Source organism: Neptunitalea chrysea (assembly GCF_027924145.1).
GTDB lineage: Bacteria > Bacteroidota > Bacteroidia > Flavobacteriales > Flavobacteriaceae > Neptunitalea > Neptunitalea chrysea.
In genome coordinates, this window is sequence record NZ_BRVP01000003.1 from 114,370 (window position 1) to 133,384 (window position 19,015).

Below are 19,015 nucleotides of genomic sequence, written 5' to 3' on the forward strand. Positions count from 1 at the left end.
TTATAGTAAATAGCCAATGGCTTTTTGTTGTATACCAGTGTTTTAATAATGTTTTTTTGATTAGATAAAATTCACCTCCAGATTTTATTAGTATCTTTAATGTATGAAAACAGTTGTACAATTTATTGCCGGACTAATTGTAGTTTTTGCCATATATATAAGTTTTAATTCACTTCTTCCTTCTAATGAATTTATAGAGAAGGAATCAAAAGATCATTTTTCTACTAATAAAGCGCTAAAGCATGTAAAGGCGTTATCTTCAAAACCGCATTACGTTGGTTGTATTGCGCATGAAGAGGTAGGAACCTACTTAAAGAATGAGCTTAAAAACTTAGGGCTAGAGCCTTTTATGCAGATAGGATATACTGCAGGGGATTGGGCTAACCTTAGTAAAGCCACTAATATTATGGCGCGTATAAGGGGAACAAAAGGAGATAAGGCGTTGGTATTACTTTCTCATTATGATAGTCACCCACATACATCCTTTGGGGCTTCTGATGCTGGTAGCGGTGTAGCCGCTGTACTTGAAGGGGTTAGGTTATTTTTAGCTTCTGGGAAGCAACCGGTAAATGATATAATCATATTGTTTACAGATGCTGAGGAATTAGGACTTAACGGGGCGCAATTGTTTGTAAATAATCATGATTGGATTCAGAATGTAGGCTTGGTGCTTAATTTTGAGGCAAGAGGTAGTGGAGGTCCTAGTTACATGCTTATAGAAACAAATGAAGGTAACACGGGTTTGGTTCATGAGTTTAAAGAGGCCAATCCTGAATTTCCTGTTGGTAATTCATTTATGTATAGCATCTATAAACTATTGCCAAACGATACGGATTTGACGGTATTTAGAGAAGATGCCGGTGTGAATGGTTTTAATTTTGCTTTTATAGATGATCATTTTGATTATCATTCTCAATTAGATACATACGAGAATCTAGATGTTACAACTTTGGCACATCAAGGGAGTTATATAGAACCACTATTGGCCTATTTTTCAATGTCAGACCTTACCAAGGTTAAGAATAATGAAGACTCGGTTTACTTTAATATGCCTTTCTTTAAGTTAGTAAGTTATCCTTTCTCTTTTATAATTCCGATGTTAATAATAGCTACAGTACTCTTTGTTGCTATTCTTATATATGGTAAAAGAGTTAAAGTGATTGAATTAAAAAAAGTGGCTGTAGGGTTTATTCCAACAATAATAGTGCTCGTTATTAATGGGCTTATTGGCTATTACATATGGCCGTTGTTAAAAGTGATGTATCCTGGTTATAAAGATATATTACATGGTTTTACATATAACGGACACTGGTATATAGCTGCTTGCGTGGCAATAAGTATTGGTGTTTGTTTTTTAATATATCAGCGGTACAAAAAGATGGGGGCTAGTAATTTGGTTGTGGCACCAATTTTTGTCTGGTTGTTAATTACTACAGCATTATCCATACATTTAAAAGGTGGGGCATTTTTTGTAATCCCATTGTATGTAAGTTTATTATTGTGGTTTTTGAAAATTAAATATCGAAAAATTAGTATTGTAATTTTAGCTTTATTAAGTACTCCTGTATTGTTTATTCTTGCTCCGTTTATTCAAATGTTTCCTGTTGGTTTAGGGTTGAAAATGATGATTGCTTCAACCTTATTTGTTACACTTATTTTTGGTTTGCTGTTACCTTTATTTATGAAGTTTGATGAGAAAAATAAATTAGGCGTAGCTGGAGTAATTCTTACTGTAGTGTTTGTATTAGTAGCGCATGTAAAATCTAAGTTTACGGTAGATACTCCTAAGCCTTCAAGTTTAATTTATGTGCACGATGCAGATACAGGGAAGAGTTTTTATGGTACTTATGACCAAAATATGACATCTTGGGTGAAAGAGTATATAACCAATTCTGTTGAAGTTACTGAAGTAGTGCCATGTACATTTAGTAGTAAATATGGTACCCCACTGGCAGAAGTAAGTTCTACAGAACAGACTGTTTTAACAGGGGATGAACCTTTGATAGAAAAGGTTTTAGATACAGTGTACGAAAATGAGCGACATTTGAAAATAACAATCACACCGCAAAGACCTGTGAATAGATTAGAGTTATTTTCAGATAATGTAGCAATTCATAAAATGAAAGTTAATGGTGTTGAAGTAGATGTTCACTTTTTAGAAAGTAGAGTAAAAGGAGCTAAATTAATAACTCACTATATTAGTAATAATGATGCTACCATTTTAGAAGTTACATTAGCTGCAGATGATGCTTTTCAAATGATGCTTTTAGAGATTTCTAATGATCTTTTAAGTACCCCAGAACTAAACGTATCTTTACGGCCTAATAATGAAATACCAATGCCTTTTGTAGTTAATGATGCAACGGTTATAAAGAAGATAGTTGAATTTTGAGAATAGGTGTTATAGGATGTGGTTGGTTAGGACTACCTTTGGCAGAACGATTAGTGCATGAAGGGCATATTGTCTTCGGAACAACTATGTCATATGAAAAAATACAGCTGCTAAAAGACAAAGGAATTACGCCTTTTTTGGTGGAATTGAATGAGGAGCATGTTTCTGATGTGTTTAACGATATGCTTAAAGAGATAGATGTACTTGTTGTAAATATTCCTCCCGGACTACGAAAAAATCCAAAATCCAATTTCATAAAAAAAATTAAGTTATTAATTAACTATATAGAGAAAAGTGAGCTTACCAAAGTGTTGTTTGTTAGCAGTACTTCAGTTTATGGGGGAAATCAGGGATTAGTTAATGAAGATATTTCTCCTATTCCTAATACAGAAAGTGGGAGGCAATTAGTAGAGTGTGAAAACATGTTTATATCTAATAATGGTTTTAAAACAGCTATTATTCGATTTGCCGGACTTATTGGTAACGATAGGCATCCGATAAATTTTCTGTCTGGTAGAGAAGGGATTAAAGGAGGAAACGATTATATAAACCTAATTCGGCTAGAAGATTGTATAGATTTGATTCTTAAAATTTTAAGAACGGATAGATTTCCATTTGTGTTAAATGGCGTGTTTCCATCTAGCTTAACAAAAAAAGAATACTACACTAAAATAGCGCAGCAGCGAAACATGGAACTTCCTTGTTTTATGGACGATAGCCGTAAAATCCATCGAAAAAAAATTGAAACAAAATATCTCGAATACCAAGGGGTGTTTAGTATATGTAAATGAAAATTACTTATTTATCAATTTTTGTTTAACATCGTTAAATTTGGGTTAAACATAAAATCAAACCGAAAACCTAGTGGCTTTGTTAATATCTTTGTGAAAAAGAAAAAAAAGTTGCTATGAAAAATAATTTGTCTAATGAAGTAATACTTCAGGAGATGAGGCGATTGCTAGCGTATAGTTGCAATGATTCCTCTATAGAAAATAATCATTATGAGAATCTTCATTTGGTTATTCTTAAAAAACATTTTAATGCAGAAGATGTACGCATAGACCATTTGAATAATGTTATCCATGTACATATTTGCTTAGATGGAGGGGCAGACTTCTTTGGAAGAAAAAGCGTAGTTGATGTTGAAATGAAGTATACGGACATCAACGAATTTTTACAGAATTGTATAGAAGGGTCTGATCAAAATATTTTTTTCTATAAGAATATTCTAAACTTTTATTCGAGAGAGGTTTAAAATAAATGCTCTTAAAAAATGGTACTCCTTTTTTTACTATTTGAATTATATAAAATTCGAATATTGGATTGCTATGTGTAATTTTAACCAAAAAATGATATCTATTTTTTCAATTAACGAGATAGCTTTAATGGAGTCGGAATCTTGTAGTTACGCAAACTCAGTTTAAGAATTCATATGTTTATCAACTGGTATTGGGAAATTTAGAAGTTAGGAGGTGAAAATTATCTGCTAAAAAGACAAAATGTGAATTAGAAAGTCTGCTTACGGAGCATAAAACTAATAATCATTATATTCATGAAAGATTAGTTTCTAAAAAAGTTTACTTAATATTTATATTTATAAAGGTTTTTTTTGATAGTTTTGGCTGTCTAAAAATATAAATATGAAAAAATTAGCTCTAATCATAGTTTTTTTTGCTGTTACCTTTATGAGTAACGCACAAACTAATAGTGATCTTTTAGCGCATTACAAAAAGTTTTATGCGCAAATGAAAATACAGGGAGACTTACAAGGTTCTATTAATGCACTAACACATTTACAAGTTCTTGCGCCTTCTCAAGCACAGCGAGATACACTTGCTTATTATTATTTGAGTGGTAACCAATACGCTCAGGCTTTATATGTTTTAGGAGATGCTAAAGATGATAATGCGTCTAATTTAGCTATTGAAGTAAAAGCGGTTGCTTTTAAATCATTAAATATGAATGAGCAGTCTCTTGAGCAATATGAGATATTGTTTAAAAAAAACCCAACAGTTTACATTGCTTATGAGATGGCAGATTTAAAAACTCAGTTAGGTAAATTTAATGAGTCGTTACAAAGTGTAGAGTATGGTTTGAGTAATGTAAAGGATACTGATAAAATACCATTTTACGAAACACAACAGCCTTATGAGGTAGCTGCAAAAGCTGCATTTTTGTATCAGAAAGCAATAGCTCAGTTTAGCTTAAATCAAGAAGATTTTGATACACCGTTAAAAACGTTGACAGATGCTATTAATGTAGCACCCAATTTTGCACTTGCAAAAAATATTAAACAAGCATTATTACAAAAGAAAGCTGGGGTAAACTAACGGCCTTAGTTAGAATATAAAATAAAAAAACCATCTGTTAAGATGGTTTTTTTATGCATTATTTTTTGTTTAATATTTTATCCTCTTCAGGTGTTTTAATTTTAATTACTTCTCCGACATTACTGTTCGGAATGGTCATGGAGAGTACATAATGTTTGATTTTCCAATTACCATTCTCTTTAATTAGTACTCCCGACCCTCTACAAATTTTCATTTGAGTATCTAATAGTTCATCAAACCAAGCCATGTTTTTTTCTTTATTGAAATAAATGTTTCGCTCAAATGCAGTAAAGTTCCAGGCTTTTCCTTTATCGAAATAAGGCTTAGAATAGTCCATAAACTCTTTTTTGTTCCAGTTTTCCGTGGCATCGGTACCTATAAAAACTGATTCTTCACTCATAAGATTAAAGTAGGTTTCAAAATTTGCTTCTGAAGCAGCTTTATGCCAAGTGTTCAGGATTAGATTTACCGATTCTTTTTCAGTTTGACTATAAGTACTTAAGCTTATCAATAAAAGTATGTATACTAATTTTTTCATTCTTGCCTTTTTAATATGCTATTCATATTTTCTTCAAGGGTATCGTCGTTTAAATTATTTATTTGGTTAAGAATGCTATTGTACGTTTTATAGATATCCTTAAGCTTATTATTAACCTCTTCATTTGTAAGGTAAGAGTTATTTCTTAATGCGTCAGTTAATAATAATGCGTTTGTTTTTAAATTACGTAAACGACTTAATATATAGGGCGTTTTATATTTTAATGGTATAGATCCTTTTTCTACATCTTCTATTCTGCGATAGATATCATCTACCTGAAAATATAATTTTTGATAAGAGCTATTTATAATCTCAAGTTCCTCTGGTTTTGGAACATATTGAATATATTCTTCAATAGTATTGATAACATTTGTAGTGGGTAAATAGGAGCCTACAGAGGTCTTGTTTTCTAATTGCGCTCCCCAAAGATAGACGTCAATTTGTTTAGTGCTTTCGAAAATAAATTGAGAAGGAGATTCACTTACACCAATTACAGCGTCACCTCTTGGGTTAGATTCAAACGTATAAGAGCATAAATACCATCCATCGCCTAATTGTTTAATAGCAGCAGCGCCTTTTTCGGGTTCATAATCTACTTTTCCTTCTTTTAAATTAAAAACGGCAGTTCCTTTTTCAGAAGGGGTCTTACTTTCTCCACTTAAATAAGCAAAAGGAGCTTCTCCTGCTTTTACTTGTACAGATAATGTTACAGTATTTTTACGACCAATTGAGTAGTTCTGTCTCACAAAGTGTGGTGAACTCAGAGTGGTTGCATTTAATCCGTCAGAAAGGGAATCTTTTTGAAATGATGGAATGGTATCTTTTACAATATCCACTGCTTTTTTATTCCATTTGGGGTTACTAAAGTCTTCAGACCACATTAAATAATTACTACGCGTAACCTTTTCTTTCTTTTGGTAATTATAGGCACCAATAGTTAAGATGGCTTGGTTAAGTTCATTAAAAGTAATCCAGCCTTTTATTGAGTTAATAGCCTTCTGTGAGAGTTGCTCAGGTTTGTATTTAGGTATCTGAATAGTGTCAGATTCTGAAACTGGTTTCAATTGGTTAGAAGAGGAGTTTACTGAATTAGTATCTTTTCCGCAACTCGCCATAAAAATCCCTGAAATAACTAGAATTAGTACTTTGGTTATATATGTTTTTAGTCTCATTTTTTTAAATGCAGTAATTAACTATGTGCAAAGATAGTACTATTTATAAGCTCTGTATGAAGCTTCTTAAAATTCAACAGTACATTTGTCATCTGCAATATGTAAAGCAATTTTCTTACCAAAAATGATTGCTCGATTGTCAGGTTCATGTCCAGACGGAAAATCAAATAGTACAGGAATATGATATTCCCTTACAACATCAAGTATTAGTTCGTATACATTTTTCCCAAAATACGTAGTATTGTATTTTACTTTGCTAATGTCTCCTACAATAATGCCTTTGCAGTTTTCAAAATACCCAGCTCGTTTTAATGATTGTAACATGCGGTCTATAACATATGCATATTCACCAATTTCTTCAAAGAACAAAATTTTACCATTGGTATTAATACTGGTGTCAGATCCTAGCATATTACTTAATAAAGTTAAGTTTCCGCCAACCAATTCGCCTGTAATATCTCCTGGTATGTTATATTCGCTAGGGGGAATGGTGTAAGTAAGTTCTTCTCCAAATAGAGCCTTTTTAAAGGTGGTTAAAGATTCTGTAATATCATTAGTAGTACCTTCCAAACTTGTCGCCATAAGAGCGTGCATTGTGGCTACCCCTAAAGTATTCATTTTACAATGAAATGCGGTAATGTCGGAATACCCAATAATCCATTTTGGATGTTTTAAAAATTGAGTATAATCTAACATGTCTAATATTCTAACACTTCCATAACCTCCACGTGCACACCAAATAGCTTTAATAGCAGGAGTGTTCATGGCATACTGAAAATCTTCACAACGTTGTTGATCAGTGCCTGCAAAATGTCCGTTTTGGGCCAAAACATGTCTACCTACCCAAACATGAAGTCCCCAACTTTTAAGTAGTTTTTCTGCGTTAGAAATAACTTTTGCACGTTTGGGTTTTATGATTCCGGCCGGGGCTACAATTGCAACGGTATCACCGATTTTTAAAAAAGGAGGTTGAATAGGAGTATCTGGCATTTTCTTGTTTTCTATTGCAAATACGTTGAGAGTACAAATTAAACATACTAGTAAAGAAGTGGCTAGTAGGGTTGTATATCTCATCATAATCTTAGCTATTTTAAGCTAAACCTAGGTTTTATTTAGGAATAAAGCAAATGGAAACTTCTTAATAGTATACAATTTACTACTTCGTTTAACGGTGAAGAGAGTCTTGCGTTATTTCGTTTAGTTTTTGCTATACAATATTTAGTAATCCCTCTTAAAATACGTATTTTTGTCGTTTTGAAAAGTATATAAAGGAACTTATGAGTAGTTTACAACAACGATATACCATTACGGCGGCTTTACCATATACAAACGGTCCCATACATATAGGTCATTTAGCAGGGGTTTATGTACCTGCCGATATTTATGCTCGTTACCTGCGTTTAACAAATAATGATGTAGCATTTGTTTGCGGTAGCGATGAACATGGTGTAGCTATTTCTATGAAGGCTAAAAAAGAAGGGGTAACACCACAAGAGATTATCGATAAGTATAATTCCATTATTAAAGATTCATTTAAGGATTTTGGTATTTCTTTTGATAACTACTCTAGAACTTCTGCACCTGTACACCATGAAACAGCTTCAGAGTTTTTTAAGAAGCTATATGCTGATGGTAAGTTTATAGAAGAGGTTACAGAACAATTATATGATGATGAGGCAAAACAATTTTTAGCCGATCGTTTTGTGATAGGTACCTGCCCTAAATGTGGAAATGAAGAAGCATATGGAGATCAGTGTGAAAAGTGTGGTACGTCATTAAATGCTACAGATTTAATAAATCCTAAGTCTACTATTACAGGTAGTAAGCCTACCTTAAAACAAACAAAGCACTGGTTTTTACCACTAGATCAATATGATGCATTTTTAAGAGAGTGGATTATTGAGGGACATAAAAATGACTGGAAGCCTAATGTATACGGACAAGTAAAAAGCTGGTTAGATGACGGGTTAAAACCACGTGCAGTAACCAGAGATTTAGATTGGGGTATACCGGTTCCTGTAGAAGGAGCAGAAGGGAAAGTACTATATGTATGGTTTGATGCACCTATTGGCTATATTTCTAGTACCAAAGAATGGGCAGCGAGAGAAGGAAAAGATTGGGAGCCTTATTGGAAAGATGAAAACACCAAATTAGTGCACTTTATAGGTAAAGATAACATTGTGTTTCATTGTGTTATATTTCCTGCTATGTTAAAAGCAGAGGGGAGTTATATTTTACCAACGAATGTACCTGCTAATGAGTTTTTAAATTTAGAGGGTAATAAGCTTTCTACTTCTAAAAATTGGGCGGTATGGTTGCATGAGTATCTAGAAGATTTTCCTGGGAAACAAGATGTGTTGCGATATACGTTAACAGCAAATGCACCCGAAACAAAAGATAACGACTTTACTTGGAAAGATTTTCAGGCTCGTAATAATAATGAGTTAGTAGCTATTCTTGGTAATTTTATCAATAGAGTAGTGGTATTAACCAATAAATATTATGAAGGGGTAATACCTACGCCAGCTGAGTTTAAGGAAATAGATAGGGCGACTTTAGAAGAAATGAAAAAGTATCCTGATAGCATTGCTTCTTCTATTGAGCGTTACCGTTTTAGAGAGGCAAGCCAGGAGATGATGAACTTGGCGCGTTTAGGAAATAAGTACTTGGCAGACGAAGAACCTTGGAAGCTTATTAAAACCGATGAAGAAAGAGTAAAAACTATTATGTACACGGCATTGCAAATTGCGGCGGCGTTAGCAGTGGTTAGTGAGCCATTTTTACCGTTTACATCTGGTAAGCTAACAGAAATGTTAGCTTTAGAACCTTTAACTTGGGAAGATGTAAAAACTGCTGAGGTTTTAGTGCCTGCTGAACATACTGTAGGAAAAGCAACATTGTTATTTACTAAAATAGAGGATACCGATATACAAAAACAATTAGACAAATTAGAGGCTACTAAAAAAGCAAATGAGGCGGCTAGTAAAACGGCAGAACCACAAAAAGAAACCATCACCTTTGACGACTTTTCAAAGCTTGATTTACGTGTGGGTACTATTGTAGAAGCTGAGAAAATGAAAAAAGCTAAAAAGCTTTTAGTGTTAAAAGTAGATACAGGGATTGATGTTCGAACCATAGTTTCGGGTATTGCTGAAAGCTTTACTCCTGAAGAAGTAGTTGGTAAAAAAGTAACGGTATTGGTAAACTTAGCACCAAGAGCTTTAAGAGGTGTAGATAGTGAAGGAATGATACTAATGACGAAGAATGCGGAAGGGAAATTGGTGTTTGTAAATCCGGATGAATCTGGAGTTATGAATGGCGAAACTATCAATTAATGCTTAAAATAGCCTGGCATCCGATATATCAACATCCATTACCGGAAAGGCACAGGTTTCCGATGATAAAATATGATTTGCTTCCTAAACAATTACTCCATGAGGGTACTTGTGTGGAAGCAAATTTTTTTAGTCCTAAAGTACCCAATACTTCACACATATTAAGGGTGCACACAAAAGAGTATGTCGAGAATCTTTTCAGCTTACAGCTCACCGCTAAAGAAATTAGAAAAACCGGATTTCCACATTCAAAAGAATTAGTAGAAAGGGAAATTATTATAGCAGATGGTACTATAAAAGGTGCAGCGTACGCACTAGAATATGGTATTGCGTTTAATATTGCTGGTGGCACGCATCATGCGTATTCAGGTCATGGAGAGGCTTTTTGCTTATTGAATGATCAGGCAATTGCTGCTCGCTATTTGCAGGATAAGGGATTAGCTCGTAAAATTTTAATTATTGATTTAGATGTGCATCAAGGAAATGGTACTGCTGAAATTTTTCAGAAAGATGATTCTGTGTTTACGTTTAGTATGCATGGTGAAAGTAACTATCCTTTTAAAAAAGAAGTAAGCAATTTAGATATTCCGTTACCTGATAATACAGGGGACGAGGCATATCTGGAAATCTTAATCGATGTATTGCCAAAGTTAATTGAAGAACAGCAACCTAATTTTATTTTCTATTTATCGGGGGTAGATGTCTTAAAGCAAGATAAATTAGGTAAACTAGGGATGACTATTGAAGGATGTAAACAGAGAGATAAGTTTGTTTTAGAAACCTGTAAGACGCTTAATATACCTGTACAATGTAGCATGGGCGGTGGATATTCACCAGAAATTAAAGATATTATAGAAGCCCACGCCAATACGTACCGATTGGCGCAGGATATTTATTTTTAATTGGTGACCAATCGGTTGCGATATAACGATGCATCTATACTATTTTTCATAGCTTCTTTATCCATGTCAATGCCTATAAATTCTCTTATTTTTTTAAGCTGTGTTTCCGGGTTTTCAAGCATATCAGTATAATTAACATACAATAGTTCTACACCTGGTTCATTATTTTTCCAAAATTCGATTTCCTTAAGTTGTCTTGTAAAAGCATTGAGTAGGGTAATGGGTAATGTATCTGGGTCTTTTCCTATCATTTTTTGTTGAGAGCGAACAATTTCATGAATATCTCTGTTCATAAAAACTACTTTATAGCGGTATTGCCTGTCAATAAACTTTAATAGTGGAGCCACTATTTTTACTACTTTGTTTTGTGCCTCTCCCAGGCAGGTATTGTCGTTATGCATATTCCTAACAGGCTTGTATTCATAATATCCTTTCGGGTTAGACTCGTCTGCTTGTCTTGTTTCATCAATTAAGGGAATCATGCCGCCATTAGAAAGTATTTGCATCATCATCGAAGTTCCAGATCTTGGCAATCCAGATACCACTGTAATTTGATTATCGTAATGCTTGTATGTGGCCTTAGAATTTAAATCAAGAGGAACCCTTGATTGATCCTCTATATTTTCTATAGCACGTTCTGCTTTATGATATGTTTTAGGGCGTAATTTTGCTGCAGTTTCAAAGGCTATTTTGGCATTTTTAAAATCACCTAATTTTGTTAAAGCTTCTCCTAAGGTATAGTGGGCTTGCGGAAAATACTTAATTAGTTCAATACTCGTTAGTGCATGTTCAGCAGCAGTCTCGTAAGCATTAAGTTGTAGGTATACTACTGCAATAGCTTGATGGTAGCGTGCGTTATCAGGCTCTAATTGAATAGCGTTTGAAAAACTTTTTTCGGCAGCCTCAAATTGTTTTAACTTCGTATGTGCCCTTCCTTTTTGAAAGAATAACTCTGAATTTGGTTTTCTTTTAATAGCCTCAATTAGTAGTTGAATGGCTTTTTTATGTCTACCTTTCCCAATATGTATTTTAGCTGCGGTAATCGTAGTGTTTAATTCTAGATCAGAATCTTTTTTTCTGATTATAGTTAGGTATTTTTCTGCTGAATCAAAATCTTTTTCTCCAAGGGAAATTGTAATAAGATCTAGGTAGAACGGAATGGTATCTAGTTTTTCTGTATGATCAATAAGTTCTAAAAGAATTTCCTTGGCACTTTCATAGTCTTTTTTACCTAAATATACCCTGGCCAAATTATGCCTTAGATCGGTTTCTGTTTTTCTAACTGCATTTTCAATTTTATCATCGGGTTTATCAATATACCCTAAATCAATAAGTTGTTGCATAGTTTCCTGATTAGACAAGATCTCCGGTGAAATTTTCTCGGGATGCTCACCAAAGTCACCTTTAATGTTCTCCCAGCTATCTATATAGGTTGGGGTTTTAGGATTTTTAAATATTTCTAAAGCAGGTTTACCATCCATATCTTTACCTATAGGTAAATCGAACATATGTAATATGGTTGGTGCAATATCAATTAAACTAAGCCCAAAAACTTTTTCATTCTTCTTAATGTTCGGACCGCTAGCTACAAAGATTCCAAATTTCCGATGTTCTAGAGCAGGTGCGGCCTGATATTTAGGCATTTTTAAAATACGTTTGTTACCAGACTCGTATCCATGATCAGACATAACAATAATATTGGTTTCTGGACCAGCCAGTTCAATCATACGTTCCAGCATCATGTCTTGGTATATATAGGCACCGCGAATAGCGTCTTTATAAATGTCAAATTGTTTTTGCTTAATTGGGGGTAGCTTTGGTGGATAGTATTTCATGAAGGCGTGGCAAAAATGATCTATAAGGTCATAATATACCGCCATAAAATCCCACTCGGTAGTTCGCATTACATTTGTTGCTGCTGCATGAACGGTAGTGTTTTCTGCCATTATTTTAGCAAAACTAGTAAGCGATTTATCTATTTTCTGATCTATTTCTGCAGCTTTTGGCATAAATGTTAAAATATGCTCATCGTTAATTTCCTCAGGAAAAATTTTAAGATCACTAATCGTATATAAAAGCGCTTCTGGGTGAGTAGTACCTTTTTTAAAAGGCTCTTTTTTCTTTGGGTTTTTAGAGACCTTCTGAAAATTGTCCGATATCATATGGCCATTAATAGGCTCTGCAGGAAAGCTTGGCCACCAGCCTACAACATTGCTTTTGTAGCCTTTATTGGTTAAGATATTCCATAAGGCTCTACTTTTTCTAGAGTAGGATGTTACGGGGCGTATTCCTTTTCTGTCCGGCATTACTTCAATAAAGCCATGAATTCCGTGTTTGTCAGGTGTTTTACCTGTGGCTACACTGGTCCATAGCATGGGTGAAAACGGAGGGTTCATAGTACTCATATTACCGTAAACTCCGTTGTCTATTAGTTTCTTGAGCGCAGGCATTTCCCCTTTGGCTAACATGGGACCTATAATTTTCCAGTCGGCTGCGTCCCATCCAATTAGTAATGTCTTTTGCTTCATTTGTTGCTGTTTAATGTGTTACGTTTTGCTGCTTTCCATTTGCGTATACCAATATCTCCTAATGCCAAAAGCCCAAGAGGTCCTTTTGAAATATTTTTCATATTAACACGATTCTTATTTTTATCATAAAGTTTCATAAAGGCTTTTTTTAAGGAATGTATATCTAGTAGCTTAAGGTTAAAAGAAAGATAACCATAATTATAAAGAGGAAAGATATAAAGAGAATCTTAAAAAAGAAAGCTATGAAAATGTCAACTACGAAGAATCTATCTAAAAACTATTAGATTATAGTGTTTTGGTGTATCTACTTGTACTAAATGGAGAGACCTGATTAATACTGGTAATATAGTGTTTCTGATGCAACGGAATTGAAAGATGAAATTACAGGAGTCTTTAAAAGAGAAAAAGATATTTTATTGATGAAAAATTTATGAATTATTTAAAAATCTGGCTTTGTGTCTAATTTTTTTGGTGAATACTTTAGAATGTAGGATTTATTTTTAAATTTACTTAGAACTAATTGGCTACAACTATGACAAAAACTACTTCTGAAAGCTTAACTAAAAAAATGTTGAGGTATGGTGCCTTAACAACTGTAATTGGTGGGGCAGCGGAGGCTAACGGACAAATTGTTTATACAGATATTAATCCTGATGAAGGTGGAGCAGGATTGTATTATATGCTGGATATAGATAATGATGGTTCTACAGAATTTTATATCGAAAATTCATCTACTATATTATACGGGATTATTCCTGTGAACTACCTAGTAGGGAGTGTTTATAATGATGTGTCTATATTAGGAGATACCTATTATATCTCTACTGCCAGTACTAGCGCGGGATACCCGTTTGCACTTAACCAAGGGGCTATTATAAGTGCTGGGAATTCAAATTGGAATGATAAGTACCAAATGTTTAATTTAAATAGTTGTGGTGGTAGTGTATTAGGCGTTGGAGGAAATGCAGATGAGTGGTGTGGTGTAACCGACAAGTACATTGGTTTAAAATTTAAGATAGGAAGTGATACGCATTATGGTTGGGCACGAATGGATGTTACGAATCCGAGTAGCTGGTTGATTAAGGATTATGCTTATAATGCGACTCCAGGTGCTTCTTTAGAGGCTGGTCAAACAGTGCTGGGTGTACAGGAAAATTTTGTTTCTACCGTAACGATTGTAGGACTAAACAAAACCATTGCATTGTATAACTTACCGGAAGAGACTTCTTATAATGTAATTAGTGTTACCGGACAATCTGTATTAAAAGGAACGATTAAAGGCGAAACATATGTAATTGATAATTTATCGCTTAATACAGGAGTGTATATCGTTGAGTTAATTGATGTAAGTACGGGGGCTTCTACTAGAAAAAAGGTAATTATTTAATGTAAGTTATAGTATTTAGAAAAAGAGTGATGCACCGCATCACTCTTTTTTAGTTTAATTTATAAGGTATTGCTTCTTGCTTTAGCATTTCCAGAAATTCAGTGGTAATATTCACTTTTCGTTTTCTACTTTGCATGGTAAGTTTTAAATCGTCATCTGGTTTATGAATCACAAAACTCACTTGGTTATCACCTGGGTAATCATTAAACAAGTTGCTAATATTGTGTATGGTGTCTTCTTTGATGTCTATGATATTAAGATGAATGGCTATTTTTCTAGCCATTTCTTCCATTACATCTTGAAGCTGTTGAATACTGTTGATCTGGATACGGGGATCTCCTCTTAAACCGGTATCTTTTCTAATCCACCCTTCTCTTACAAATAGTTTTATATATAAAAACTCATTCATGCGCATAAACTGGCGGAAGTTTAAATAATCTTCATTAAATAGTCTAAATTCGTAGGAGTCGTTATAATCTTCAATAGTAAAAGTACCCCAACCTTTTCCATTTTTAGTTTCGCGATGTTGAAAATCGGTCATAACCCCTGCTATAGAAATTTCTCTGTTCACTACTTGATTCAAGTCTTTCAAATCAGATAATGAGTTTTTGCAGAAGTGTTCCATGGTAAGTTTAAAGTCATCCAGTGGGTGACCTGAGATATAAATACCTACAACTTCTTTTTCTCTACGTAATTTTTCCATAGTTCCCCAATTATCACAAGGAGGAATAACGGGTTCAGGAATTTGTACATCACTGGCTTCACCAAATAAACTTACCTGAGAAGAGTTTTCGTTTTCTTGGTATTTGGCTCCGTACTTCACCGCTTTCTCTAAGAACGAAATACCATCACCTTCTTCATGAAAATACTGTGCACGTTGAGTGGTAGTAAAAGAGTCAAAGCCTCCTGCTAAGGCAAGATTTTCAAAAGCTTTTTTGTTGGCTGCTCTTAAATCAATACGTTTAGCCATATCAAAAATCGACTTGTATCTGCCGTCTTTTCTATTAGCTACTATAGTTTCTACAGCCCCTTTACCAACTCCTTTAACGGCACCCATGCCAAAACGCACGGCACCTTGGTCGTTTACAGTAAATTTATGGAATGATTCGTTTACGTCTGGGCCTAATACTTGTAATCCCATACGCTTACACTCTTCCATAAAAAAGGTAACCTGCTTAATATCGTTCATATTGTTAGAAAGTACAGCCGCCATATACTCTGCCGGATAATGCGCTTTTAAATAAGCGGTTTGATAGGCAACCCATGCATAACAGGTAGAGTGGCTTTTGTTAAATGCATATGCTGCAAAAGCCTCCCAGTCTTTCCATATTTTTTCAAGCTTGGTTCGGTCGTGCCCGCGTTCTTCACCTCCATTTAAAAACTGAGGTTTTAACTTGTCTAGTAAAGCAAATATCTTTTTACCCATTGCTTTACGCAACATATCGGCATCACCTTTAGAGAAACCGGCAAGCTTTTGCGATAAAAGCATTACCTGCTCTTGGTATACGGTAATACCATAGGTTTCTTTTAAGTATTCTTCGCAGTCGTCAAGGTCATATACAATCTCTTCTTCGCCATGTTTTCTGCGAATAAAACTAGGGATGTATTCCAGTGGTCCAGGTCTGTACAATGCGTTCATAGCAATTAAATCGGCAAAAACCGTAGGCTTTAATTCACGCATGTATTTCTGCATTCCGGGCGATTCGTACTGGAAAACCCCAACGGTTTCACCTCTTTGGAATAATTCGTATGTTTTTACATCGTCTAACGGAAAGGAATCTGGATCTAACTCTATGTTATGTCGGTGTTTTACAAGTTTAACTGTATCCTTAATCAGGGTTAATGTTTTTAACCCCAGAAAGTCCATTTTTAATAATCCGGCATTTTCAACAACCGAGTTGTCAAACTGTGTAACATATAAGTCAGAATCTTTGGCAATAGATACTGGTACAAATTTGGTAATATCGTCGGGGGTTATAATTACCCCACAGGCATGAATACCTGTATTACGGACAGAGCCCTCAAGAATCCTAGCCTGATTAATGGTTAAGGCCTCCAAATCTTCTCCTTCAGAAAGATTCTTCAGTTCGTTTACCGAATCAATTTCTTCAGAACGTAGCTTGGCTTTTAACCCAGCATCATCTAAAGAGAAGATTTTACCCAGTTTCATATTTGGAATTAACTTCGCGATACGGTCGGCGTCACTTAAAGGTAAATCTAGTACCCTTGCCGTATCTCTAATAGAAGATTTTGCAGCCATGGTACCGTAAGTAATAATTTGTGCTACCTGATTGGCACCATACTTATCAATTACATAGTCCATTACACGGCTTCTACCTTCATCATCAAAGTCAATATCAATATCGGGCATGCTCACACGATCCGGATTTAGGAAACGCTCAAAAAGCAAGTCGTATGCAATAGGGTCTAAGTTGGTAATACCCAAACAATAGGCTACTGCCGAACCGGCAGCCGATCCTCTTCCAGGGCCTACCGAAACTCCCATTTCACGTGCTGCAGCAATAAAGTCTTGTACAATAAGGAAGTACCCGGGATATCCTGTATTTGCAATAACGTCTAGCTCAAAGTCTAAACGTTCTTTAATATCTTCGGTTATTTCTTCGTATCTTTTTTTGGCACCTTCATAGGTTAAGTGACGAAGGAACTTATTTTCACCACGTTTACCACCATCTGCATTATCCTCTTCAACCTGAAATTGTTCAGGAATATCAAATTTAGGTAAGAGTACATCACGTGCTAAAACAAAAGGATCTACTTTATCTACAATTTCCTGAATATTCACAATAGCTTGTGGTAAATCTTTGAAGAGTTCCTTCATTTCATCACCACTCTTAAAATAATACTCGCTATTTGGTAATCCGTAGCGGTACCCTCTACCACGACCTATAGGTGTATCTTTCTTTTCGCCGTCTTTCACACATAATAAAATATCGTGTGCATTGGCATCATCTTTATTTATATAGTAGGTGTTATTGGTAGCCACCAACTTTACATCATGTTTTTGTGCAAACTGAATCAGTACATCATTCACTCGGTTTTCATCCTCCTGATTATGTCGCATTAACTCAATGTATAGGTCATCTCCAAAATGTTCCTTCCACCATAACAGTGCTTCCTCTGCCTGATTTTCACCTACATTTAAAACCTTATTAGGTACTTCACCATATAGGTTACCTGTAAGCGCAATAAGATCCTCTTTGTACTCTAATATAGTACTCCGGCTAACACGAGGGACATAATAGAACCCTTCGGTATATCCTACCGATGATATTTTAGCAAGGTTATGATATCCTTTCTTATTTTTAGCAAGTAATACTACCTGATAACCGTTGTCTTTTCTAGATTTATTGGTATGGTCTTCACAAACATTCAGTGTGCAACCTACAATGGGTTTCATGAGAACCTCTGTAGCTTCTTCGCCATTAGCAAGCGCTTCTTCATTTTTAGCTTTGGCGCCTTTATTATAATTGTCTACATCTCTAACAAAGTGAAAGGCTCCCATCATGTTCCCGATATCGGTCATGGCAACTGCAGGCATTTTTTTAGCTGCTGCAGCTTTTACTAAATCAGGAATGCTAGAGGTAGCCTGAAGAATAGAAAATTGGGTATGATTGTGTAAGTGTATAAAGTCTACTTCAGCAAGCTCAGCAATATTTTGTCTAATTTCTTCTTTAGACAACCCATTGTCAACTGACTTAAGTGACTCGCGTATTTTTTTTGACTCTTCCTTAAGGTTAATGTGTTGTAACCCTATTAACTTTATAGATTGCGGGTTTTTCTGAGAAAAACGCTGAAAGTAATCTACTGGAACATCTAATTCTTCCTGAGTAAAACCTTCGCCAATTCGTATCAATTCTAAAAAGCAACGGGTGGTAGCTTCCACATCTGCAGTTGCGTTATGTGCTTCGGAAAAACCAACTCCAAATAAATACTGGTGTAACTCGGTTAGGGTGGGGAGTTTAAATTTACCTCCTCTACCTCCTGGTATTTTACAAAGTTCAGCGGTGGTCTCGGTACAGGTATCCAATACCGGTAAGTCCGTCATGTCTGTAGGAAGTTCTAAACGATGGAATTCTGCTCCCATAATATTGACATCAAATCCTACGTTCTGACCAACCACAAACTTGGTTTTAGAAAGCGCGATATTAAATTTTTCCAAGACCTCTAGTAGGGTAATCCCTTCCTTTTCGGCAAGTTCGGTAGAAATACCATGTATTTTTTCAGCATCAAACGGAATATTGAAACCTTCAGGTTTAATCAGGTAATCCTGATGCTCCACTAAGTTTCCCATCTCGTCGTGTAGTTGCCATGCAATCTGTATGGCTCTTGGCCAGTTGTCAGAATCGGTAACAGGCGCGTCCCAACGTTTCGGTAAACCGGTTGTTTCGGTGTCAAAAATCAAATACATAA

General features: G+C 35.0%; 12 protein-coding genes. 7 read left to right on the forward strand and 5 right to left on the reverse strand.

What is annotated here, in order from left to right:
* The first annotated feature begins 103 nt into the window (after positions 1-103).
* From NBRC110019_RS02635 to NBRC110019_RS02650, 4 genes are all read left to right on the forward strand, one after another.
* Positions 104-2,392, forward strand: coding sequence for a M28 family peptidase (locus NBRC110019_RS02635; protein ID WP_281752061.1), 2,289 nt, complete (start codon positions 104-106; stop codon positions 2,390-2,392).
* The gene (locus NBRC110019_RS02640; RefSeq protein ID WP_281752063.1) at positions 2,389-3,183 is read left to right on the forward strand and encodes an NAD(P)-binding domain-containing protein; all 795 of its coding nucleotides are present in this window, start codon (positions 2,389-2,391) and stop codon (positions 3,181-3,183) included. The genes NBRC110019_RS02635 and NBRC110019_RS02640 overlap by 4 nt, the downstream gene beginning before the upstream one ends.
* Before the next feature lie 116 nt (positions 3,184-3,299).
* Positions 3,300-3,647, forward strand: coding sequence for a hypothetical protein (locus NBRC110019_RS02645; protein ID WP_281752065.1), 348 nt, complete (start codon positions 3,300-3,302; stop codon positions 3,645-3,647).
* 385 nt (positions 3,648-4,032) lie between these two features.
* The gene (locus NBRC110019_RS02650; protein WP_281752067.1) at positions 4,033-4,722 is read left to right on the forward strand and encodes a hypothetical protein; all 690 of its coding nucleotides are present in this window, start codon (positions 4,033-4,035) and stop codon (positions 4,720-4,722) included.
* Positions 4,723-4,780: 58 nt separating this feature from the next.
* On the opposite strand, the gene NBRC110019_RS02655 is transcribed toward NBRC110019_RS02650, so the two are convergent.
* From NBRC110019_RS02655 to NBRC110019_RS02665, 3 genes are all read right to left on the reverse strand, one after another.
* Positions 4,781-5,260 carry a nuclear transport factor 2 family protein gene (locus NBRC110019_RS02655; RefSeq protein WP_281752069.1) on the reverse strand — a complete coding sequence of 160 codons (480 nt, stop codon included), beginning with the start codon at positions 5,258-5,260 and terminating at the stop codon, positions 4,781-4,783.
* Positions 5,257-6,432 carry a phage head spike fiber domain-containing protein gene (locus NBRC110019_RS02660; RefSeq protein WP_281752071.1) on the reverse strand — a complete coding sequence of 392 codons (1,176 nt, stop codon included), beginning with the start codon at positions 6,430-6,432 and terminating at the stop codon, positions 5,257-5,259. Before NBRC110019_RS02660 ends, NBRC110019_RS02655 begins: the two co-directional genes overlap by 4 nt.
* 66 nt (positions 6,433-6,498) lie before the next feature.
* A complete protein-coding gene (locus NBRC110019_RS02665; protein WP_281752074.1) occupies positions 6,499-7,509 on the reverse strand; it encodes a S66 peptidase family protein in 1,011 nt (336 codons plus the stop codon).
* 200 nt (positions 7,510-7,709) lie between these two features.
* Here NBRC110019_RS02665 and metG point away from each other — a divergent pair, with 200 nt between their 5' ends.
* Complete coding sequence (gene metG, locus NBRC110019_RS02670; protein WP_281752076.1) at positions 7,710-9,767, forward strand: methionine--tRNA ligase; 2,058 nt, start codon at positions 7,710-7,712, stop codon at positions 9,765-9,767.
* Positions 9,767-10,669, forward strand: coding sequence for a histone deacetylase family protein (locus NBRC110019_RS02675; RefSeq protein ID WP_281752078.1), 903 nt, complete (start codon positions 9,767-9,769; stop codon positions 10,667-10,669). Before metG ends, NBRC110019_RS02675 begins: the two co-directional genes overlap by 1 nt.
* Here NBRC110019_RS02675 and NBRC110019_RS02680 read toward each other — a convergent pair.
* Positions 10,666-13,197, reverse strand: coding sequence for an alkaline phosphatase family protein (locus NBRC110019_RS02680; RefSeq protein WP_281752080.1), 2,532 nt, complete (start codon positions 13,195-13,197; stop codon positions 10,666-10,668). The two genes, NBRC110019_RS02675 and NBRC110019_RS02680, sit on opposite strands and share 4 nt — an antisense overlap.
* 532 nt (positions 13,198-13,729) lie before the next feature.
* Between NBRC110019_RS02680 and NBRC110019_RS02685 the strand changes: the two genes are divergently transcribed.
* Positions 13,730-14,584, forward strand: coding sequence for a T9SS type A sorting domain-containing protein (locus NBRC110019_RS02685; protein WP_281752082.1), 855 nt, complete (start codon positions 13,730-13,732; stop codon positions 14,582-14,584).
* A gap of 49 nt (positions 14,585-14,633) precedes the next feature.
* Here the strand turns inward: NBRC110019_RS02685 and dnaE are convergent, their stop codons facing one another.
* A complete protein-coding gene (gene dnaE / locus NBRC110019_RS02690) occupies positions 14,634-19,013 on the reverse strand; it encodes a DNA polymerase III subunit alpha (protein ID WP_281752084.1) in 4,380 nt (1,459 codons plus the stop codon).
* Between the last annotated feature and the right edge of the window lie 2 nt (positions 19,014-19,015).